General features: G+C 36.4%; 17 protein-coding genes (1 of these 17 running past the window's edge). 13 read left to right on the top strand and 4 right to left on the bottom strand.

Annotated features, from left to right (window positions below):
• Nucleotides 1-123: 123 nt before the first annotated feature.
• The 3 genes from GXX20_06405 to ispD all read left to right on the top strand — a co-directional run bounded on the left by GXX20_06405 (nt 124) and on the right by ispD (nt 2,516).
• Nucleotides 124-603 (top strand): CarD family transcriptional regulator, encoded by a 480-nt coding sequence (locus tag GXX20_06405; GenBank protein ID HHW31291.1) that lies wholly within the window; start codon nt 124-126, stop codon nt 601-603.
• Between the two features lie 108 nt (nt 604-711).
• A complete protein-coding gene (locus GXX20_06400; protein HHW31290.1) occupies nt 712-1,785 on the top strand; it encodes a TRAM domain-containing protein in 1,074 nt (357 codons plus the stop codon).
• Nucleotides 1,786-1,793: 8 nt separating this feature from the next.
• Nucleotides 1,794-2,516, top strand: a complete 723-nt coding sequence (ispD, locus tag GXX20_06395; GenBank protein HHW31289.1) for a 2-C-methyl-D-erythritol 4-phosphate cytidylyltransferase — start codon at nt 1,794-1,796, stop codon at nt 2,514-2,516.
• Between the two features lie 6 nt (nt 2,517-2,522).
• Here ispD and GXX20_06390 read toward each other — a convergent pair whose 3' ends face one another.
• Nucleotides 2,523-2,993, bottom strand: coding sequence for a 2-C-methyl-D-erythritol 2,4-cyclodiphosphate synthase (locus GXX20_06390; GenBank protein ID HHW31288.1), 471 nt, complete (start codon nt 2,991-2,993; stop codon nt 2,523-2,525).
• A 349-nt stretch (nt 2,994-3,342) separates the two neighbouring features.
• Between GXX20_06390 and GXX20_06385 the strand changes: the two genes are divergently transcribed.
• The 7 genes from GXX20_06385 (at nt 3,343) to tsaD (ending at nt 12,315) form a co-directional block, all read left to right on the top strand.
• Entirely contained in the window at nt 3,343-4,779 is a 1,437-nt protein-coding gene (locus tag GXX20_06385; GenBank protein ID HHW31287.1) for a proline--tRNA ligase, read from the top strand.
• A 25-nt stretch (nt 4,780-4,804) separates the two neighbouring features.
• A complete protein-coding gene (locus GXX20_06380; GenBank protein HHW31286.1) occupies nt 4,805-5,509 on the top strand; it encodes a serine/threonine protein phosphatase in 705 nt (234 codons plus the stop codon).
• A gap of 234 nt (nt 5,510-5,743) precedes the next feature.
• Nucleotides 5,744-7,030 carry a trigger factor gene (locus GXX20_06375; protein HHW31285.1) on the top strand — a complete coding sequence of 429 codons (1,287 nt, stop codon included), beginning with the start codon at nt 5,744-5,746 and terminating at the stop codon, nt 7,028-7,030.
• A 93-nt stretch (nt 7,031-7,123) separates the two neighbouring features.
• The gene (clpP, locus tag GXX20_06370; protein HHW31284.1) at nt 7,124-7,708 is read left to right on the top strand and encodes an ATP-dependent Clp endopeptidase proteolytic subunit ClpP; all 585 of its coding nucleotides are present in this window, start codon (nt 7,124-7,126) and stop codon (nt 7,706-7,708) included.
• Nucleotides 7,709-7,721: 13 nt separating this feature from the next.
• Nucleotides 7,722-9,017 carry an ATP-dependent Clp protease ATP-binding subunit ClpX gene (gene clpX, locus GXX20_06365; protein HHW31283.1) on the top strand — a complete coding sequence of 432 codons (1,296 nt, stop codon included), beginning with the start codon at nt 7,722-7,724 and terminating at the stop codon, nt 9,015-9,017.
• Nucleotides 9,018-9,270: 253 nt separating this feature from the next.
• Nucleotides 9,271-10,947, top strand: a complete 1,677-nt coding sequence (gene lonB / locus GXX20_06360) for an ATP-dependent protease LonB (GenBank protein ID HHW31282.1) — start codon at nt 9,271-9,273, stop codon at nt 10,945-10,947.
• A 348-nt stretch (nt 10,948-11,295) separates the two neighbouring features.
• Nucleotides 11,296-12,315 (top strand): tRNA (adenosine(37)-N6)-threonylcarbamoyltransferase complex transferase subunit TsaD, encoded by a 1,020-nt coding sequence (gene tsaD / locus GXX20_06355; GenBank protein ID HHW31281.1) that lies wholly within the window; start codon nt 11,296-11,298, stop codon nt 12,313-12,315.
• Between the two features lie 249 nt (nt 12,316-12,564).
• Here tsaD and GXX20_06350 read toward each other — a convergent pair whose 3' ends face one another.
• The gene (locus GXX20_06350; protein ID HHW31280.1) at nt 12,565-13,221 is read right to left on the bottom strand and encodes a lytic transglycosylase domain-containing protein; all 657 of its coding nucleotides are present in this window, start codon (nt 13,219-13,221) and stop codon (nt 12,565-12,567) included.
• Between the two features lie 40 nt (nt 13,222-13,261).
• Nucleotides 13,262-13,630, bottom strand: coding sequence for a hypothetical protein (locus GXX20_06345; protein ID HHW31279.1), 369 nt, complete (start codon nt 13,628-13,630; stop codon nt 13,262-13,264).
• Nucleotides 13,631-13,969: 339 nt separating this feature from the next.
• Between GXX20_06345 and GXX20_06340 the strand changes: the two genes are divergently transcribed.
• Both GXX20_06340 and GXX20_06335 read left to right on the top strand, forming a co-directional pair.
• A complete protein-coding gene (locus GXX20_06340) occupies nt 13,970-14,806 on the top strand; it encodes a PHP domain-containing protein (GenBank protein HHW31278.1) in 837 nt (278 codons plus the stop codon).
• A gap of 132 nt (nt 14,807-14,938) precedes the next feature.
• Complete coding sequence (locus tag GXX20_06335; GenBank protein ID HHW31277.1) at nt 14,939-15,553, top strand: zinc-ribbon domain-containing protein; 615 nt, start codon at nt 14,939-14,941, stop codon at nt 15,551-15,553.
• Nucleotides 15,554-15,624: 71 nt separating this feature from the next.
• Here GXX20_06335 and GXX20_06330 read toward each other — a convergent pair whose 3' ends face one another.
• Complete coding sequence (locus tag GXX20_06330; protein ID HHW31276.1) at nt 15,625-16,515, bottom strand: helix-turn-helix transcriptional regulator; 891 nt, start codon at nt 16,513-16,515, stop codon at nt 15,625-15,627.
• Between the two features lie 409 nt (nt 16,516-16,924).
• Here GXX20_06330 and GXX20_06325 point away from each other — a divergent pair, with 409 nt between their 5' ends.
• Nucleotides 16,925-22,984, top strand: the 5' end (the start) of a protein-coding gene (locus GXX20_06325) for a PKD domain-containing protein (protein HHW31275.1). The gene runs 21,168 nt beyond the window's last position; 6,060 of the gene's 27,228 nt are visible here — the first part of the coding sequence; its start codon is at nt 16,925-16,927; its stop codon lies beyond the right edge, outside the window.

Below are 22,984 nucleotides of genomic sequence, written 5' to 3'. Positions count from 1 at the left end.
ATTTTGACAATTATGCATATTTATAGTATACTTAGACATGCAGTCCTTATTCAAGTATATTATATTTTAATTTTTTTGTACACTTATTTTGCCTGGGCTATTTGATTTACCGCGGAGGATAGTATGTTTCATATAGGAGATAAAATTGTATATCCTATGCACGGAGCAGGGATTATTGAGTCAATTGAAGAAAAAGAGATACTTGGGCAAAAACAAAGTTATTATGTTGTAAGAATGCCCATAGGTGAAATGAAAGTACTGATACCAATTCAGAATAGCCGGGAGATAGGTATCAGAGAAGTTATAAGCAATCAGGATGCGGATAAGGTATTTGATATTTTGCTTGACCAGCAAAAAAATTGTACAAGCAATTGGAATAAAAGGTACCGGGAAAATATGCTGAAAATTAAAAGCGGTAATATATTTGAAGTTGCAGATGTAGTCAGAACACTAATACTTAGGGAGAAAGAAAAAGGGTTATCTACCGGGGAAAAGAAAATGTTAAATAGTGCAAAACAGATTCTTATTAGTGAACTGGTTCTAGCAAAAGGCCTTGATCAGGATACCATTGAGGTGAAAATCAATCAATGTTTTGAAGGATAGTCTTGAATATTTGATCTTAATGATGTGTAAAGTATCACGAAATCTTAAACACAAAAGATCTTAAACGCAAAAGTCTGTTATAAATCTTGTTATAAGGGAGTAGATACCGTGTTAAACAAGGTTATGAAAATTTCCTTTACCCTTGTAGGCGCTATTACAGGATTTACTATAAGCAAGACAATTTTTGATAATCTGAATCTGGCTTTGGCAGACAGTTTGGAATTATTTTTATTTATTATTATTTCAGTTTTAGCGGGTATTTTATTTTATACTGCTGCCAATAAGATAATATGTACACTTATTGAAATCCTGGACAAACTGGAGGATTCTATACAGAATATTACCCTGTATGAACTGATTATTGGAGTAATAGGACTTATAATTGGTTTGATAGTAGCGAATCTGATCACTATACCATTCAATAGAATTGAAATAATAGGACTTCCCATATCAATTTCAGTCAACGTTATTTTTGGATGCCTTGGTATCGCAATAGTATTCTCAAAGAAACATGAAATTCAAAATGGAATATTTTTTTCAAAGTTTAATAATAAATTATCGAAAACATCTTCAGATGCTAAAATTTTAGATACTAGTGTGATAATTGACGGAAGGATAGTAGATATTCTAAGGAGCGGCTTTATTGAAGGAGAGCTTATAGTTCCGAGCTTTGTATTGGAGGAATTGAGACATATAGCTGATTCTTCGGACACATTGAAGAGAAACCGGGGCAGAAGAGGGCTTGACGTCTTGAATATGATACAGAAAGAGTTGAAACATCCGGTCAGGATAGAGGATGTTGGAGTTCCTGAAGGAGGAGAGGTAGACAGTGAATTGTTAAACCTGGCGAAAAAAGTAGGCGGCAAGGTGGTCACAATAGACTACAATCTTAATAAAGTAGCCAGTTTCAAAGGAGTTCAGGTCCTCAATATTAATGAGCTTTCAAATGCAGTTAAACCTATTGCACTTCCGGGTGAAGAAATGACAATCCAGGTTATTAAGGATGGAAAAGAAAACGGGCAAGGAATAGGCTATCTGGATGATGGAACAATGATTGTTATTGATGGAGGAAGAAGGTTTATAGGAGAAAATGTAAATGTTACTGTAACAAGTGTTCTCCAGACTGCTGCAGGAAGAATGATTTTTGCAAAACCTAAATTAAGTGATGAAAGGGCAATGTAGGCATAAAGATGGCTATTTGGTCTAAGAAAACAAGAAATTTCTTTGTTAGCTCAATAATAGCGGCTGCCGGAAAAGGAACCCGCATGAATTTGGATATTAATAAGCAATATGTGGAAATATGCCAGATTCCTCTTTTGGCACGTACATTAAGCGTGTTTCAGGACTGCAATCTTATTGATGAAATAATATTAGTTGTTAATAAGGACGATTTTATATATTGCAAGCAGGAAATTGTGGACAGGTATGATTTTACAAAGGTCAAATCAATGGTTACAGGTGGAAACACCCGCCAGGACTCGGTTAGAAACGGCCTTAAAGAAGTCTATAACCGGGCTGAAATAGTATTAATACATGATGGAGCCAGGCCTTTTATCAGAGAAAGCAGTATAGCTGAATGTATAAACGCTGCCTGTGAATATGGGGCTGCTTGTGTAGCTGTACCGGTAAAGGATACTATCAAGAGGGCGGATTCTTCAGGATTTGTGGTAGAAACTCCTGACAGAAGCCAGTTGTGGCAGATACAGACACCACAGGCTTTTAAATATGACTTAATTCTGGATGCGCATAAAAAGGCTTTTGAAGATGGTTTCTACGGAACAGATGATGCAGTGTTGGTGGAAAGACTTGGATATAGGTTAAAACTTGTAAGAGGTAGCTATAACAACATTAAAATAACAACTGCGGAGGACCTGTTGTTAGCGGAAGCTATTATTGAAAATAAGCTGATATAATCTTAATTATTCTACAGTAATACAGCTAAAAACCTGTATACCTTCACCTCTGCCAAAAGGAGTCAGACCTTCACCTGTAGTTGCTGTTATCCCTATGCTTTCAGGAGAAATACCCATTATTCTGGAAATGCTTTCTCTGATTTCAGATATTTTGGGGCTTATCTTAGGAGTCAGGCACTCTATGGCAATAGACACATGAACAATCTTGCTATTTCCAAGATATTTAATTGCTTCCTTTAAATATACTTTACTGTCTGTTATTCCTTTTACCAGACACATATCATCACTAATCTTGCCTAAAATATTCACACAGGTTACTCCTGACACAGCATTAGTAAGTGAGTGGAGAATAACATCCGCATCGCTGTTTCCTAACAAGGGAGGATGACCTGGGAATTCTACTCCTCCAAGTATAAGTACTTTTTCTTTATTATTAAAATCAAATCTATGGCTGTCCTGGCCTATTCCCACTTTCATGTCCTATGCCTCCTAATCATGTTGCTAAAGTATTGACACACCCGATTGAAATATATATTATATTAAAATAAGTGTAATATCAAGCCGATATAGGGGACTGCGAAAAGTCCGGGTTCGAAGAGAATGGAACTTGAAGCTGCGAGGTTCCTGAACCAAAGCTTTTCTTCCCACCCCCGTTGGAGCAGCTGAGGAGGCTGCCGTTTGAGCTTCGTTATAAGCTTAGAAAGCCGGGTTTAAAACCAATTTGGGTGGTACCGCGGATAACTCCGTCCCATGTTTTTGTGGGACGGTTTTTTTGATGGATAGTAAATTAATTAATATTTAAATATAAATAATAGGAGTTGAGAAAATGGGTAAGGATAAGAAATTAGTTGAAGAAATAACTTCCATGGATGTTGATTTTGCCCAATGGTATACGGATGTAGTAAAGAAAGCAGATTTAGCTGACTATTCAAGTGTAAGAGGCTGTATGATAATACGTCCATATGGATATGCTATCTGGGAAAATATTCAGAAGAACCTTGATGCAAGATTTAAGGCAACAGGACATGAAAATGTATATATGCCAATGTTTATTCCGGAAAGTCTTCTTGAAAAAGAGAAGGATCATGTTGAAGGTTTTGCACCGGAAGTTGCCTGGGTTACCCATGGCGGACAGGAAAAACTGACTGAAAGATTGTGTGTGCGTCCCACATCAGAAACCTTATTTTGTGATCATTATGCAAATATTATACATTCATACAGGGATCTGCCAAAGCTGTACAATCAATGGTGTTCAGTAGTCCGTTGGGAGAAGACAACTCGTCCTTTCTTAAGAACCCTCGAATTTTTATGGCAGGAAGGACATACAGCACATGCAACCGCAGAAGAAGCCCAGGAAGAAACTATTAGAATGCTTAATGTGTATGCAGATTTTTGTGAAGAAATACTGGCTATACCAGTGATTAAAGGACAGAAAACAGAGAAGGAAAAATTTGCAGGTGCAAAAGAAACCTATACAATAGAAAGTCTGATGCATGACGGTAAAGCTTTACAAACAGGGACCTCTCATAATTTTGGAGACGGATTTGCAAGAGTTTTCAATATCCAGTATACTGATGCTGATAACCAGCTTAAGTATGTCCATCAAACTTCCTGGGGAATGACTACAAGATTGATTGGTGCAATAATTATGGTACATGGTGATGACAGAGGTTTGGTTCTTCCTCCTGAAGTTGCCCCGATTCAGTTAATTATTGTGCCCATATCCCAACATAAAGAAGGTGTGCTGGAAAAAGCAAATGAAATAAAAGACAGGCTTTCAAAAGTAGTTAGAGTAAAACTTGATGACAGTGACAAGATGCCGGGCTGGAAGTTTAGTGAATATGAGATGAAAGGCGTACCGGTGCGGCTTGAAGTGGGTCCGAAAGATATAGAAAAGAATCAGGTAGTTTTGGTAAGAAGAGATACCCATGAAAAAATCTTTGTTACAATGGATAAACTTGAGGAGAGTGTAGCTGGTTTATTAAAAGATATACAAAAAAATCTTCTTGAAAAAGCAAGGGAAAGAAGAGATAAGAAAACTTATACAGCAGTTAATATTGAAGAGCTGAAAAATATACTTGATAGCACACCAGGGTTTGTAAAAGCTATGTGGTGCGGGGACAGAGCCTGTGAGGATGAAGTAAAAGAAAAAACGGGTGCTACTGCCAGGTGCATACCTTTTGTTCAAGAAAAAATCTCAGATACATGCCTGTGCTGTAATAAACCAGCAAAGCATATGGTTTACTGGGGTAAGGCCTATTAAAGAGTATTAAGGAGGCTTTTTTCAGGTGGCTGTTTATGCTATTTCAGATCTTCATCTTGCCTTGAGTATCCACAAACCTATGGATATATTCGGGCCAAGATGGGAAGATTACATGGAAAAATTAAAGATGTTCTGGGAAGAGACAGTTGCAAATGATGATTATGTCATTATAGCAGGGGATGTTTCCTGGGCAACATACCTGAAAGAAGCCTATGAAGATTTTAAGTTTATAAATTCCCTTCCCGGTAATAAGATTATTACTAAAGGAAATCATGATTATTGGTGGACTACTCAGAAAAAACTGTGTGAGTTTTTAGATGAGAATGATTTTAATACAATCAAGTTTTTACAGAACAGCAGTATAAAGGTTGAAGATATTATTATTTGCGGCACCAGAGGATGGAATTGCCCTGGTGATGAAGAATTCGGACCTCAGGACAGAAAAATATATGAAAGGGAACTCAACAGGTTGAAACTTTCACTTGCCAGCATAAAAAAAGAAGATAATGAAAAAATAATGGTTGTATTGCATTTTCCTCCCTTTAACAGTAAGGGAGAACCATCTGATTTTATAGATATTATGAAGAAAAATAATGTAGAAATATGTGTTTATGGACATTTGCACGGGGCAAGCTGTCTGAAGGCCGTTGAAGGAACGATAGAAGGTATATCCTATAGTCTTATTTCTGCGGATTATTTGGGATTTAAGCCAATAGAAATAAGCAGGTAGTGTATTTAGCTAACCATGTATTGAAAATTCGGGAAAAGAATATTTTCTTATTCTTTTGTGCATTTATTGCATTTTTATTTGGTTATTTATTGGATTTTTATATATGTTATGCTATAATTAATTGATTATTATACATGAATAGAAATTTTTCTGTTTAAGAAGAATCAGTTTACATTCTAATTTATAATAATTTTATTTAGGATGCAATAGGATATGGATGGAGGATTGTAAAAAATGAACGTTAAAGTTGAAGATCTTGAAAAGAATGTGAAACAATTAGAAATAGAAGTGGATGAAGAAACATTTAATGACGGGATGCAAAAATCTTACATTAAAAATGCCAAAAAATTTAATGTTCCTGGATTTAGAAGAGGAAAAGCACCAAGAGCTATTGTTGAAAGATATTATGGGGAAGAAGTTTTGTATGAAGATGCTATTAATATAGTTTGCCCTAAAGCATATGAACAGGCAATAAAGGATTATGATATACATCCTGTGGACAGGCCTGAAATTGATATAAAGCAGATTGGAAAAGGAAAGAGCCTTATATTTACTGCCAAAGTAGTTGTGAAACCGGAAGTGGAACTTGGCATTTATAAAGGGGTAGAAGTTGAAAAACCAGAAGTTGTAGTAACTGATGAGGATGTAGAAAAAGAACTTAATATGGTTGCTGAAAAAAATGCCAGAATAATAACTGTTGATGACAGGGGAATTGAAAAGGGCGATATTGCAGTAATTTATTTTGAAGGTTTTATTGACGGCAAAGCTTTTGAAGGAGGAAAAGGAACAGATTTCAACCTTACTATCGGTTCAGGCCAATTTATACCCGGTTTTGAGGACCAGCTTATCGGTGCCAAAACAGGTGATGAAGTTGATGTTAATGTTTCATTCCCTGAGGATTATGGACATAAAGAACTGGCTGGAAAACCAGCTCTATTTAAAGTAAAGATAAAAGAGGTAAAAGTGAAGGAATTACCTGAAATAGATGATGAATTTGCAAAGGATATAAGTGAGTTTGATACTCTTGCTGAATACAAAGAGGATTTGAGAAAGAAGCTTATTGAAGCAGCAAATCATAGAGCAGAACATGAGATTAGAGATAAAGTTGTTTCTAAGGTTGTTGACAATGCCACAGTAGATATACCACAGGTTATGCTTGATAAGCATATTGACTACCTTATTTATGATTTTTCTCTCAGGTTGCGCTATCAGGGACTTGATTTAGGGAAATACCTGGAAATAATGGGCCTTGACGAGAAAAGCTTCAGGGATCAGTTCCTTAAAAGAGCAGAAAAAGAAGTCAAGACACAGTTAGTTTTGGAAAAAATAGAAAAAACTGAGGAAATAAATGTTTCTGAGGAAGAAGTTGAAGAAGAAATCAAGCAGCTTTCAGAAAATTACAAGCAAAGTGTTGAAGATTTTAAGAAACATTTAAGTCCTGATGATATAGAATATATAAAGAGCGAATTAATTACAAGGAAGACAATTGACTTACTAGTGAGTAGCGCAAAATTGATTTAGGAAAAGGTTTATTTTCCATGGTACTTGGGTAAGAATATTATACACTGGTTAATTTATTATAAGTTATAAGCAAATGGCAAGGAGGTAGATTATATGAGTCTTGTGCCAATAGTTGTTGAACAGACTAATCGTGGTGAACGTTCTTATGACATTTACTCAAGATTACTCAAGGATAGAATAATAGTTCTAAGCGATGAAATAAATGATGTTACAGCAAGTTTAGTGGTTGCTCAAATGTTATTCTTAGAAGCTGAAGATCCTGAAAAGGATATCCAGCTATATATTAATAGCCCAGGTGGTTCAATTACAGCAGGTTTTGCTATATATGACACTATGCAGTATGTAAAGCCTGATGTTTCAACTATATGTGTTGGTATGGCTGCAAGTATGGGAGCTTTCTTACTTGCTGCAGGGGCGAAAGGAAAAAGATTTGCCCTCCCTAACAGTGAAGTAATGATACATCAGCCATTAGGAGGAGTCAGAGGTCAGGCTACAGATATAAAAATTCATACTGAATGGCTGATTAGAATAAAGGATAAACTGAACAAGATCTTAAGCGAGAATACAGGCCAACCACTGGAGAGAATAGCAAGGGATGTTGAAAGAGATTTCTTTATGACTGCAGAAGAAGCAAAAAGATATGGTATTGTTGATGAGGTAATGACAAGAAGAAGATAGACGAGGTGGAAAAATGTCCAGATATGATGAAAAGAAGCAGGTGAAATGCTCCTTTTGCGGCAAAAACCAAGAACAGGTAAAGAGGCTTGTGGCTGGACCTGGCGTGTATATCTGTGATGAGTGTATTGAACTTTGCTCTGAAATAATAGAAGAGGAATTTGAAGATGCAAAGACAGATACTACTTTTAGCGAGATACCAAAACCAAAGGATATAAGGAATATATTGGATCAGTATGTTATTGGACAGGATACTGCAAAGAAAATTTTATCGGTGGCTGTATATAACCACTATAAGAGGATAAATTCTAAAGTTAGAGCTGGAGATGTAGAGCTTCAGAAAAGCAATATTGTTATGCTGGGACCTACAGGAAGCGGTAAAACTCTTCTAGCTCAAACTTTGGCCAGAATACTGAATGTTCCTTTTGCAATCGCTGATGCTACAGCTTTGACTGAAGCAGGTTATGTGGGTGAGGATGTTGAAAATATACTTCTTAAACTCATCCAAGCCGCAGATTATGATATTGAAAGAGCAGAAAGAGGTATCATCTATATAGATGAAATTGATAAAATTGCAAGAAAGTCAGAGAATCCGTCTATAACAAGAGATGTTAGCGGAGAAGGTGTACAACAGGCTCTCTTAAAGATTTTGGAGGGTACAATAGCATCTGTGCCTCCTCAGGGTGGAAGAAAACATCCTCACCAGGAGTTCATACAGATAGACACCACAAATATTCTGTTTATTTGTGGTGGAGCTTTTGATGGAATTGATAAAATTATTCAGAATAGAATCGGAAAAAAATCCATGGGGTTTGGAGCTGTAATTGAGAATAATAAAGAAAAAGACATGGGAGAAATATTAAAGCATATACTTCCTCAGGATTTGTTAAAATACGGTTTGATTCCGGAATTTGTAGGTAGACTTCCTGTGATTGTTACGCTCCACTCTTTAGATAAGAATGCTCTTAAACAAATATTGACTGAGCCTAAGAATGCATTAATAAAGCAGTATCAGAAACTTTTCGAAATGGATGATACTATACTTGAGGTTACTGATGATGCTTTAGATGCCATAGCGGATAAAGCTATTCAAAGAAATACTGGCGCAAGAGGACTAAGAGCGATTTTAGAGGAAACTTTGCTTGATGTTATGTATGATATTCCTTCTGCGACCAATGTTGAAAAGTGTATTATAACTAGAGAGACCATAGAAAAAAATATGCCTCCGGAACTAATTATTAATGAAAATAAAAAACCTTTAAAAAAGACAGCAAATAAAAGGTCAAAATTAAAAAGAGAGTCAGTTTCATAAAATAAGGCAGACTTGAATGCAAAATATGATAAGATGGCGGATAATTACAAAATTATCCGCTATTTATTTTGCTATTTCTATGCACTCTCTTTAATAAAAATGGTTAGTAATAATTTTTATATAGAATTCATCCAGAATGGGATAAAAATACGAGCATTACAAATAATAATAGTAATTTCTAGTGACTAATTACAAATTTAAAGGGACTAATTATGGGACTAATTATTTATGAAGTGATTGGAGAGGGAATAAAATGCTAGCGAGTACCTTTTTTATTATACAATTTTTTTTCTCACTGGTAATTGGCATTTATTTTCTTAATTTGCTTAAATCACAGCAAGGAAATAAAAGTGCAGTTGAAAAAGAATCAAAAAAGGAGCTTGAAAAACTTAGAAAACTAAAAGAAATAAAGCTTACAGAGCCTCTTGCTGAAAAAACAAGACCTACTTCCCTTGAGGATATAGTAGGCCAGGAACAGGGTTTAAGAGCCCTAAGAGCAGCCTTGTGCGGCCCAAATCCACAGCATGTTATAATTTATGGTCCTCCGGGAGTGGGAAAAACTGCTGCAGCAAGAGTTGTTCTGGAGGAAGCAAAACGTACAAGTACTTCGCCTTTTAGAACTGAATCAAAATTTGTAGAAGTGGACGCCACAACCTTAAGGTTTGATGAGAGAGGTATAGCAGATCCTCTCATCGGTTCTGTCCATGATCCGATATACCAGGGAGCAGGTGCATACGGAGTTGCAGGAATACCGCAGCCCAAGCCGGGAGCTGTTACAAAGGCCCACGGAGGGATATTGTTTATAGACGAAATCGGAGAACTTCACCCGGTTCAGATGAACAAACTTCTAAAAGTATTAGAAGACAGAAAAGTATTTTTGGAAAGTGCATATTATAGCTCAGAAGATACAAATATTCCTCCACATATACATGAAATATTCCAGAAAGGACTTCCTGCGGATTTCAGGCTGGTTGGAGCCACAACAAGAAGTTCAGATGAGATACCTCCGGCTCTGAGGTCCAGGTGTGTGGAAATATATTTTAAACCCTTGCGTCCTGATGAGATTGCACTGATAGCCAAAAAAGCTATAAAGAAGGGCGGATTCAAGGTTGAGGATGGTGTAGAGGAGCTTATTGCCCGTTATGCCCAGAATGGAAGGGATGCTGTAAATATAGTACAGATAGCGGGAGGAATTGCTCAGGTAGAACAAAGAGATACCGTATACCGGAAAGATATTGAATGGGTTATAGAATTTGGACATTATAGCCCAAGAATTGAAAAGAAAATTAGTGCAGGTGAACAGGTAGGATGCATGAACGGACTGGCTGTATTAGGCGGATGCACCGGTATGGTTATTGATATAGAGGTATCTGCCATAGAATCTTCTGATAAAAAAGGCACCATTAAGGTTACTGGTATGGTTGAAGAAGAGGAGATGGACGGAAAAGGGTATAAATTTAAAAGAACAAGTTCTGCCAAGGCATCTGTTGAAAATGTTCTAACGGTATTAAAGAAATATCTTAATGTAGATACCGAGAAATATGATATTCACCTTAACTTTCCAGGTGGTGTGCCTATAGACGGACCTTCGGCAGGAGTAGCAATTGCTGTTGCAGTTTATTCAGCTATCAAAAATAAAGCTGTCAGAAGCGATATAGCCATGACCGGAGAGCTATCTATACGTGGAAAAGTAAAACCAGTGGGAGGAGTTGCCGCAAAGATAGAAGCTGCCAAGAATGCCGGTATAAAGAAAGTTATCATTCCAAAGGAGAATTGGCAGGAATTGTTTGAGGACGCGGGAATAGAGGTAATTCCAGTTGAAGATATTCAGGAGATTTTGGAAATAGTGTTTAATGAAAAATTTGACAAAACAGGCAATATTACCGTGCAAAGCAGTCCTGTAAGCATGTTAACTGCATCAGGAGTATAAAAAGACAAATAAATACAAAAATTAACATAAACAAATATAAATTAACAAATTTCTTCGATAAAAATAGGACTATGGACCTATTTATAGGACTAAAATCCCCGAATATTTTTGCACTAATTGCCTATTTTTATTTAAAATTGTATTTGTTAATATAAAAGTACATTAGCATTTCTCTTATTTGGGCATGGGGACAGAAATTATTACTCCATGCTTTTTTATTTCGTGTTTTCTTGCACTTTCTCTTGAAAGATGTAAATAATAAGTCTATTATAGACATGTTAAGTTTTTAGTCCATGAAATTTAGTGTTTAGAAGATAACAGCATATTTATCAAGGGAAGGTAGATATAATGGAAAATATTTGCATATTAGGAATTGAAACCAGCTGCGATGAAACATCTGCCTCGGTTGTTGTAAGCGGAAGGAAGATTCTTTCAAATATAATATCGTCACAAATAAGCTTACATAAGATATATGGAGGAGTTGTTCCGGAAATTGCCTCAAGAAAGCATGTTGAAACTATAATTCCTGTCATTGATCAGGCTATTGGTGAAGCAGGTGTTAGTTTAAAGGATATTGATGCAATCGGAGTAACCTATGGCCCCGGACTGGTAGGTGCTCTTCTGGTGGGCCTGTCAGCTGCAAAGGGGCTTGCTTTTTCATTAAATAAACCTCTTATAGGGGTCCATCATATCGAAGGGCATATTGCTGCCAATTATATTCAGTACCCCGAGTTGGAACCTCCTTTTATTTGCCTTGTAGTTTCAGGAGGACACAGCCATATTGTACATGTAAAGGATTATTATAATTATGAGATACTGGGACAGACCAGAGATGATGCTGCCGGAGAGGCTTTTGACAAGGTTGCAAGGGCGATTGGTCTTGGATATCCAGGTGGGCCTTTGATTGATAATGCTGCAAAAAACGGAAACAGTAAAGCCATTAATTTCCCGAGAGTGTATTTTCATGATGGCAGCCTGGACTTTAGTTTCAGCGGAATTAAGACAGCAGTATTAAACTATATAAACAGCTTAGAACAAAGAGGTGAGAGCTACTCTGTTGAAGATGTTTCTGCCAGCTTTCAGGAAGCTGTTACCGAGGTGTTGGTAAATAATACAATTACTGCAGCAAAATCAAAAAAGTTAAAAAAAGTGGCTCTTGCCGGAGGAGTAGCGTCAAATTCTGTCTTAAGAAAACGAATGAAGGAAGCTGCTGAGATACATGGGTTTAGCCTGTATTATCCTGATAAGATATTATGTACAGACAATGCAGCAATGATAGCCTGTTCAGCATACTATCAGTACAGGAGAGGAAACTGGTCAGGTTTGGATTTAAATGCTGTTCCCAATTTAAGACTGGGGAATAATTGAGCTGGAAAAATAAACTGTGGATAATTATCTTGTTTTTTAAATAAAATACTTCCACTAAAATCTACATTTAATGGCTTTTGAAACTATTATTTTTATGAAGAATACTGTTGGAAAATGTTGAAATATATTCTGTGTATTTTGTGGAAATAAGATGCAAAAGGCTTGTTTTAAACATTGCAGGCTGTGGATAAGTGTGTGAATAATGTGGATTGTTTGATGTGCATTGTGTTAAAAAATATGCTGTGAAACTTATTTTGTGTACTTTTCATAGTATTCTAATACTTTTTCAACATAATTCTTTGTTTCTTCATAGGGAGGGATTCCATTATATTTTTTCACAGCATTTGGACCAGCGTTATATGCAGCCAAAGCCAGCTTTAAATCGCCATTAAATGTTTTAAGCATGTCTTTTAGATATCTGGTTCCTCCGTCAATATTGGCTTCAATATTCCAGGGATCGTAAACCCCAAGATACATTGAAGTTTCAGGCATAAGCTGCATTAAACCTTGGGCTCCGGCTTTTGAAACTGCATATGGATTGAAATTAGATTCCTGTTTTATAACAGCTCTTATTAAGTTCGGATTTATATTGTATTTTTCTGCCGAATTAATTATGCTCCTATTTACTATTCTCATTAAAGTGTCATTGTATTCAAAGTTATCATAACTACCATCATGATTACCGGAACGTATGGAACCATAATTACTGGAACGTGGTGAATTTACTGAGGTACTATCACCACTGGTATTAATACTTTTAGTAGTATTAGCATCAGTATTATTTAAAGTGGAATTAAGCACCTGATCAAAGGATAGCTTAGTTTCCTGCTTTTTGATTTTAACAGGCAGCCTGCTCTGGATTTCGCTGATTTTTTGTTCCAGTATATCATTAACTTTATAGTACATATGTCCACCTTAAAACTTTTGATATACATCATATTATATATCATATATCGGCGATTTTACCAATTGGATTAACTTTAGTTTTTACTTCGCCGAGAGGCTTTTTGACAAACTTAGAACATGCATTTTTTTCGGAACCATTGAATTCTCTCACGGAAAACAGTTGGCATAAGCCTATTTCATGGTTTCCATTCACATCCTTTTCATAATTAATAATGAAGTGTTTACATTCTATACATTTATTACTTTTATTTCTATATGAAATAATTTCCGGAGAGAATCTATGTTTTCCACAGCTATAATCCGGAGTAACGATGCCATTTATTGAACATAAGATATCATTATTTACAGCAACAACAGAACCTTTCACACAATTTGCACATATTCTTGCTGGATCTTTCTTTTGAATCATTAGTTTTTCCTCCTAATTTTCATTTGTATATTATAACTTTGTGAGAATAGAGTACTTACAGATATAACTAAGCTTAATTTCCACGGTAGCAAGGCTTAACGTCCCCGTTTGAACAGGTATCTACTAAATTATAGCATAGGGAACCTGTAAATGGTAATTAATGGGAAATACTATCAGCTATTGCCTATATTAATCACTGTTTTCCTGTTGTATAATATTAATCAGTAGTACCTGTAAAGATGTTAATATATACAAGATATAAAATAATAGGTTTTTTAGAAATTATAATAACAGGTATATTATTGAAAAAAATTAAATATTAAATACTAAGGAGACAAAATGAGTAAATACATTGATTTACATGTTCATACAAAGGCATCTGACGGTACCCTGAGTCCTTCAGAAGTGGTCAACCGTGCAAAAAAAATGGACCTTGCTGTAATAGCGATAACAGACCACGACACAATGGCAGGGATTCCTGAAGCGCTTAAAGAAGCAGACAAGGTTGGTATTGAGGTTTTACCCGGCATAGAGATTAGCGTGGAATACGAACCGGAATTACATATATTGGGGTATTTCCCGGGAAATAGTTATTTGAATCTGCAAAACAGCCTTTTGAAAAAATTACAAAAAGCAAGGGAGATAAGGAATAATAAGGTTATAAACAGACTGAATGAGTTGGGAATTGACATAAGCATGGATGAATTGGAGGAAGAAGCTTCCGGGGATATTATCGGAAGGCCGCATATTGCTACGGTACTAAAAAAGAAAGGATATGTAAACAGTGTAAGGGATGCTTTTGACAAATATCTTTCAGTAGGTGCTCCTGCATATTTTAGTAAAGCGAAATTAACTCCCCAGGAAGGAATCATGCAAATTGCCGATGCAGGAGGAATACCTGTGATGGCTCATCCTCTAACTTTGGGGTATAGCTATGAAGAGCTAAATGAACTTCTTGCAGAACTAAAAAAGATTGGTTTAAAGGGGATAGAAGCCTATTACACAGAACATACAATAAATGATACCATAGCTCTTCTTGAACTGGCTAAAAAAAATGAATTGTTGGTGACAGGAGGATCTGACTTTCACGGGGAAGTAAAACCTGAAATTGAAATAGGAAGAGGATATGGAAACCTTTTTATACCCTTCGAATTGTTTGAAGCATTATTAAGATAGATTCAGTTGAGTTTTTCCGATATTTCTTAAGATACTGTTTCTTATTTTTACCTTATAATTTGATAGGAATTTTTATGAAATTGTCGAATATTTTATTAATATATAACTTTTTTAAGATAGGAGATATAAGAAATGGATGTAAATAATTCAGAAAAGGTTATTTACTGTAGTAAATGCGGAAAACCAAATTATCCTGAGGCAAATTTTTGCAGCAGGTGCGGAAATAATCTAAATGCAAATTTTAACAGCGAAGAGCAATCATTCAATTCGTCATACCAAGCACAACAGAGAATGTACGATAATTATTACGATAATTACTATGGTAATAAAAATTACTATGATAACGCACCTAATGGGTATTATAGGATTTATGCAGGCTTTTGGAAAAGGTTTGCGGCATCTTTAATAGACGGCATTATTTTAGGACTGGCTGATGCATTAATAGGTTTTGTTTTTGGAAAATCATCCGGAAGAATAGATTATATTATATCAACTATAATAGGGTGGCTGTATTTTAGCCTTATGGAGTCCTCTGAGAAACAAGCTACTTTGGGTAAGATGGCTTTAGGGATATATGTAACAGATAATTACGGCAACCGTATTACATTTGGCAGGGCTACAGGAAGGTATTTCGGGAAAATAGTATCTGCACTTACTTTGTGTATCGGATATATAATGGCAGCCTTTACTGAGAAGAAACAGGCCCTTCATGATATGATGGCGGGATGTGTTGTTTTATCAAGATAAGATTTACAGCTTTTCCATCGTACCTGTTCTGCTCTCGCTTTCATTGAATCTTCAGTGAAAGCGAGTTATAATTATTTTTTACTCATGATTTTACGGTATTCAGAAGGAGTAACTCCTATATTTTTCTTAAAAAAGGAAATGAAATTGCTTAAATTGTTAAATCCGCACATGTAACAAATTTCTGTTATAGAATACTTATGCATACTTAATAGTTCTTTTGCCTTATTTAATTTGATAAGCAGCAAATATTCATAAGGAGTCTTGCCGGTGTATTCTTTAAAGACCCTGATAAAATGAAAAGGAGATAAATGTGCCACCCGTGCGGCTTCTTCCAGGGAATAATCCTTGTCATACTGATATCGCAAATATTCAATGGCATTATCAATATATTTTTTATCAGTTTTATAGCTTGATAATGAAAGAGAAGAAAAATTATTCTCAATCTGTTTTAATAATTGTTCCATTATCTGTATACTAAGGTTTTTAAGTATAAATCCGCGACTGGAATGATTGTTTCTATATTCTTCAATGAATAATTCTATCAGGGATTTCAATTCATTGGTCACAGGGTAATTGCCATGTTTAAAGCAAGGATTAAGTTTCTTGAAAATTGAATAGGAAATATCATTTAAAGAATTATTGTCAACCTGCAATACAGTCATACTTCTATTAATCATGCGATCATGAGGACCGTGAGCCTGTCCTGAGTTTATAGGAAATATACTGGCTTCATTAGCTGAAAAACATTTATTTTCTATACTTAAATAGGGTATTGGTGAATGTGGTATAATAAATTCATAACTGTAATGAGTGTGGGAATCTTTTACAGGAAAATCAATAGTGGGTTTTGTAGCAATGATACAAAGGTCTGAATTTACAAATGTATCCACACTTTTGAAAAATTGATCTATTGGTAAAGGGTAGGGACCATTGCCAAGCATTTTAAGTTTATTAATACTCATGATTTATTCTCACCCTTCTTAAAATACACAACATGATAATAACAGGGTATGAAGCCAAAGGTCAGAACTATTAATATATCAGACTATTTTAACAATATGGAAATATTTTACATCAAATATAATTATAGCATATAATTATTCTAATATAAATTATATTATTTAACTACAGAAAAATTTTACAAGATATAAGGAATTATTAATCACTAAAATATAGCAATATTTCGCAAGTAAAATACCAAAATTTTCTATATAATTTCTCTTTAGGGATATTTACACTCTAGAATAATATCATGTTGGAATGTACAAGTATAAGCAACTTATTATAAGACTAATATTTCTACTGCTCTGGTTATAAAGATTAAATAATAAATTAACTATTTCATTTATTATATATAAGGAGAGGTCAATTATGAAGAGGTCATATCCACGTAGATTCCTGTATAGGGCAATCAGCTGCTTGATGATACTGTTTTTCCTATTTAATATGCTGGGAGATTATATTCCTTTTGCCTTAGCTGCAGAGAGTAATGAAGTTCTTTATAATATTGAATCTTATACAGGTAATTCGTCTAATGCCGCAGAAGATATTTCCAAGCAGGAAGATACATCTAGGCAGGAACATACTTCTTCACAGGAGAATAATGGAGATGACACTATTGATCCTGGAGAAAATGATGCAGGAACTTTTGGAGATAATAAAATAGAAAAAAATGACAATGACACGAATAGTAATGATGATAATAGTAACAATATTGTTTTAGCCAATGATAATGATGGTATTACGGATAATTATACAATTGATAATAACAACGGAAATGAAACAGAAAATGATATTGATGATATTAAGAGCGGTGAGAGCGAAGATAGTAATATAGGTAATAACAATGATGTAATTGAAGATGATTCAGAAAATAAAGAAGATACAGAGGACACAGATAATGCAGCGGATACAGAAAATAATGAATATACAGAGGATAAAGAAGATACAGGGGACACAGATAATACAGATAATGCAGATAATGCCAGTGATAATGACCAGCGTGATATACATAATAATTTAATTGAAAGTGAAAATGACCAGGAGCAGCTTCAATCAATTGATGTTCTAAGTACAGAAAATCCAATAACTTTATCTGAGTGGTACCTGGAAAATGAGGGCATAATAAATTCCTATTATATTGAAAATGGTTGGACTTTTGAAGCTTTCTTTAATTCATTGCATACAATAACATCAATAGAATACAGTTATTCCCTGGATGGTTCCAACTGGGTGGATATAGACAGTTCTATAATTATAGATGATTATGGAATAGAATTCTTTTATGGATCATGGGCAAGAGGGTTAATGGTTGACTTCTCTGAACTTCCCAACGGCCGGATTTTTCTTAAGGCTGTTGCCACGGATGAATTTGAAAATACCTTGACTGTCGAACTGCCTGATGAACAAACAGTCATAAAGTATGTAGCGGTTGTTGAAAATGTCCAGAATCTGACCATTGAATCTAATGAAGAAGGCTACGGCCTGGTATTGAGCTGGACCAATCCTGAGGAATTTGATTATGTGGATATTTACAGATATGAGGATCACGGAGACGGTTATGGTGATTGGTATTACCTGGGCAGCACAGATGGTACATCTTATATAGATTATGATGTATATCCCAATCAGGAATATTTATATAAGGTTGTGGCTTGTGACAGCTATGGAAATGAAGCAGAGAACCCTCCGACAGCAACAGGAATTATACAGGGTGATCCAATTTATCTGCTAGAATGGTACTTGAGCGATTATGGAATTGTCACTTCAGGCAACAGGTATTATTACTATATTTATTCAGAATTTGCAGCTGAAAATGACATAATATCCATAGATTATATGTATTCCTCTGATCAGAGCGATTGGCATTCGATTGATGATTTATTGGTTTGGGATACAGAAGTAAAATATGAAAGTTATGACAACTACTGGTACCGGGCAATCGAAGCAAATATGACATCCTTTAAAGACGGAACCTATTATTTAAAACTAACGGCTGTAGATTCGGAGGGAAATACTTTTTCAAAAGAAACTGAATTGATTGTTAAAACTGTGGCGGAAAATGTAAAAAACCTTACCGTAATGCCAAATGAGGAAAATAATGCATTGATAATCAGCTGGGAGCATCCAGATGATATATATTATGCACAAATCTATAAATGCGTTTATGACAGCGAGTCATCAGAACAATACTGGAGCCACATAAGAACTGTATATTACGATGAGGATAGTTCATATACAGACTATGATGTATATCCCTATAAAACATACCTATATAAAATAGTTGTACGTGACAATTATTGGAACGAGAGTAAAAATGAACCTGTAGCCACAGGAAAACTAAATGTGGAAGACATTTTTACTTTTCTGGACTGGTATCTTACAGACTATGATTTCATCAATGTATACAATGTAGACAATTTTTGGGTTGAAGCAGTTTTTGCTGCTCAAAACAGGATGACGGATATCCTGTTCAATTATTCAACTGACGGAGAGAACTGGCAGTCCCTGGAACCGTTAGTAACATATGATTATAATTTTTATTGGTATGAATATTATAATGAAGGTTACCGGGAAGTCAGGTTTAATCTGAGCAGCTTACCGGATGGAGATATATGGATACAAGCGGTGGGATATGATGAGTTAGGCAATAATAGTTCACAGAGTATAAAATTGCTTAAGGATACAATACCTCCGGAAAATGTAACAGACTTTTCAGTACAGGCTGACATTGAAAATTCAGTGCTGGTTTTAAGCTGGGTTAATCCTCCTGAGGATTTTGACTATGCTTATATACAGTGCCGCATGTACAGGGATGAGTCCTGGACTACTATTGCTAACTACATTAATGATAATACATACACCGACACCTTGGTGACACCCGGATTAGAATATGAATACAGAATTTTGACCGTTGATGGAGCAGGAAATGTTTCATCAGGTTCTGAATCAAAGTTTGGAGTAATTCCCGTTGAAGGACCAATATGTTACAGTTTTGTACCTGCAGATGGAACCGAAACCAGTCACTATACCATATATTATTCAGCCACCTTTATTGACAGCCAGGAAATCAAATATATTAAGATAGAGATATCCACTGACGGGGAAAACTGGACACTGCTGAATGAGGGAAATACTGTACCTAAAAAGAGTAATAATTATTATAGTGTCAGCGGAAATTGGGAACTGCCTTCTGATGTGGAAGTAGTATATCAGGTAAGGGCAACGGCTTGCAATATTTCGGATATAACCAGCTATGTGCTCCATACAGTAACCGTTGACCGGAAAGCCCCAGATGCTCCCACGAACTTTAAGGCAGAAAATGTCCCTGGGGGAATATATTTATCCTGGGACAGTATGCCCGGAACCTATCGATATTATCTTGTGAGGGAATATTTCAGTGATGATGACTGGTATCACTCTGATTCCTGGTATATATATGAACCTGAATGTAGCTTCCTTGATGCAAACGCAGTTAAAGACACGGTATACAGATACTCTGTACAAGCAATTGACAGTATAGGCAACCAGGGCGATAAGTCATATACCTATGGGGAGCACTACCAGGGACCTGACCTGGAGCTTGAGGGAGGCCCCTATGTTGCCACAAACAACAGTGTATATACCTTAAGAGGTCAGACAGAACCCGATGCGGAAGTTACAATAAACGGAGAAAGCGTATCAGTAGACGATGAAGGATTTTTCAGCCAGGTTATTAACCTTTCAGAGGGAACAAATACAATAACGGTTATTGCTTCCAATACAAGCGGAACTCATAAAAAAATTCAGACAGTAATTCTGGATACCCAGATTCCCACCATTTACAGTTTCACACCGAATGAAAATACCACTATTGGCGGTAAAAGAGTGTCAATTTATGTACAGGCAAGTGATGGATACTACTCAAAGATAGAACATATAGAAATACAAGCATCACCTGATGATGGAAATACCTGGTATACTATAGGCTCAATTATTAAAGATGAGATGACCCATTATTCTAGTTATTCCTACGGCTACTATTATTGGGATACCACTGCAGATATTGAGGGCCTGGGGAAACTTGAAGACGGAGCATATAAATTCAGGGCTATTGCTTATGACCGGGCAGGCAATGCATCTAACGGAACCCCTGTAAGGATATGGGTACTTGATAATACTCCACCGGCGGCACCTGTTAATTTAACAGCCACTCCATCAGAAGACAGAATAATTCTGAACTGGTCTGCAAACACTGAAACAGACCTTGCAAGCAGCCCTTACAATATTTACAGGTCAACCGTTCCCGGAGAGGGGTATGAGTACATTACATATACATCTTACACAAGTTATACAGATAATAAAGTCCAGGCTGGAGTTACCTATTATTATGTAATTACCGCGGAAGATAGAATTGGTAATGAAAGCGGCTTTTCCAACGAAGCTTCAGCTTCTCCACTGCCAGATGTAACACCTCCTGAAATTAGAAGTTTGAATGCATATATTGGTTCAACCAATGTGATTCTTACTAACGGTTTGACCTTAGGAGGTCCAACCGTCAGGTTATCATTCAGGGCAACTGATAATTCCCCCAAAGGATTTAAGAAATTACAGTTTGAATACTCCGTTGATGGCGGAGAGTCCTGGACAATTGTATTATCGTCAACCTCCCAGAGCAGCGATTATACCCAGACCATTTACTGGTATACTGACGGGCTTGTTTCAGGAGAGTATTTATTGAAGTTTACAGCTGAAGATAATTCAGGAAACAGCACCTATGCTGTTCGTAATATAAACCTTGATGTTAATGTTTCCACCCCGGCAAATTTAAATGCTGTCCCTGGAGAAGGGAAGGTAATCCTGACCTGGGATGCAGTACCGGATACTGATTTCGACAGGTATGAGATATACCGGTCGGATCGCATTGACGGCAGTTATTCGTGGCTGACAACAATTAGAACCAGGACTAGTACTACTTATGAAGATAAAACAGGAACAATAGGTACCACCTATTATTATAAAATCATAACATATGACAGCTGGGGAAATAGCAGCGAATCTGGAATAGTTTCTGCAAAGCCTATGGATGACATGACTCCCCCTGAGGTAACTGAAATCGAATTATATAGCCCAGGGAGTGGAACATCCACAGGAGGACCAGGTATATACTTTAATGCCTATGCCACCGATAACAAGGAAGTTGTGTCAATGGACGCAGAATATTCTTATGATGAAGGTGCCACATGGTCCTCACAGGGCATATCAAAATTATACTTTGGCAGGAGCGGAGCCTCATTCTACACCAATTTTTATTGGAATACCGAAGGCTTAAATTCAGGTTCATATCTAATAAAAGTGAAGGCGGTGGACGGGGCAGGCAATGTAGGCGAACTAATAACAGAAACACCCTGGACTCTGGATCTTGAAGTAAGTGCCGTAACCAATCTGAGACTTGTATCAGCCGGAGAAAGCAGTATTACGATAGAATGGGATCCTGTAGATGATCCGGATCTTAAATCCACCTATCCATATACCATATATCGCAGTAACAGCCCCGAAGGTCCCTATAACAGCATCGCCAATATTTATAGTAAAAACCAGACATATTATACAGACACTGGCTTGCTTCCCGCCACAACTTATTATTATCTGGTGGAGTCTGTTGACACATTTGGAAATACAGCAAGGTGTGAAGCTGTCGAAGCCACAACATCGGAAGATGAGACACCGCCGAGCATATCCTTTGTCAGTCCGGCAGCCCAGACAACAATTGGAGGAACTTCTTCCAGCTTTTCCTTCAGTGTATATTTTACCGATAATTCTGGTAGAACAGGCGCTTCGGCTACAATGGAATATTCTTTAAACGGTTCTGACTGGAATCCTGTAGATTCAGTGGCCGGCCCTTACACCGATTATTATAATAGATATTATTTTACCGGTGAAATACCGGCAGAAAACCTAGCTACGGGTTCATTAAGTGTGCGTTACAAGGTGTACGACAAATGGGGGAATTGGTCCGAAATAACAGCGGAATACCAGGTTGACCTGACACCTCCTGGACCTCCGGAAAATCTCATAGCCACTTACGGTACCGAAAGAATTGATCTGTCCTGGGAGCCACCGCAGGATACAGATGTTTCCCATTACTATATCTATCGTGCCAACAGTGTTGAAGGCCCATATAATTTAATAAGAACCAACTACGGCCGTACCAATACCAGCTGGCAGGACACCAATGTTCAGGTCGGTCTGACATATTATTATAAAGTCACTGCAACTGATGCCGTAGGATTAACCAGTATGGATTCTAACATTGCTTATGCAGCTGCAGTATCAGATACAGTGCCGCCGGCTATTGTTGCTATGCAGCCTGAAGAGGGCACTTTATTCGGAAAAACATCCAATATAACGGTTACAGCTACTGATAATCTTGCCTTATCCAGCATTACCCTG

Source organism: Clostridiaceae bacterium, from assembly GCA_012840395.1.
Classification (GTDB): Bacteria; Bacillota; Clostridia; order Acetivibrionales; family DULL01; genus DULL01.
Note: the sequence above shows the minus strand (reverse complement) of the source record. Positions and strands in the feature narration are given on the sequence as shown.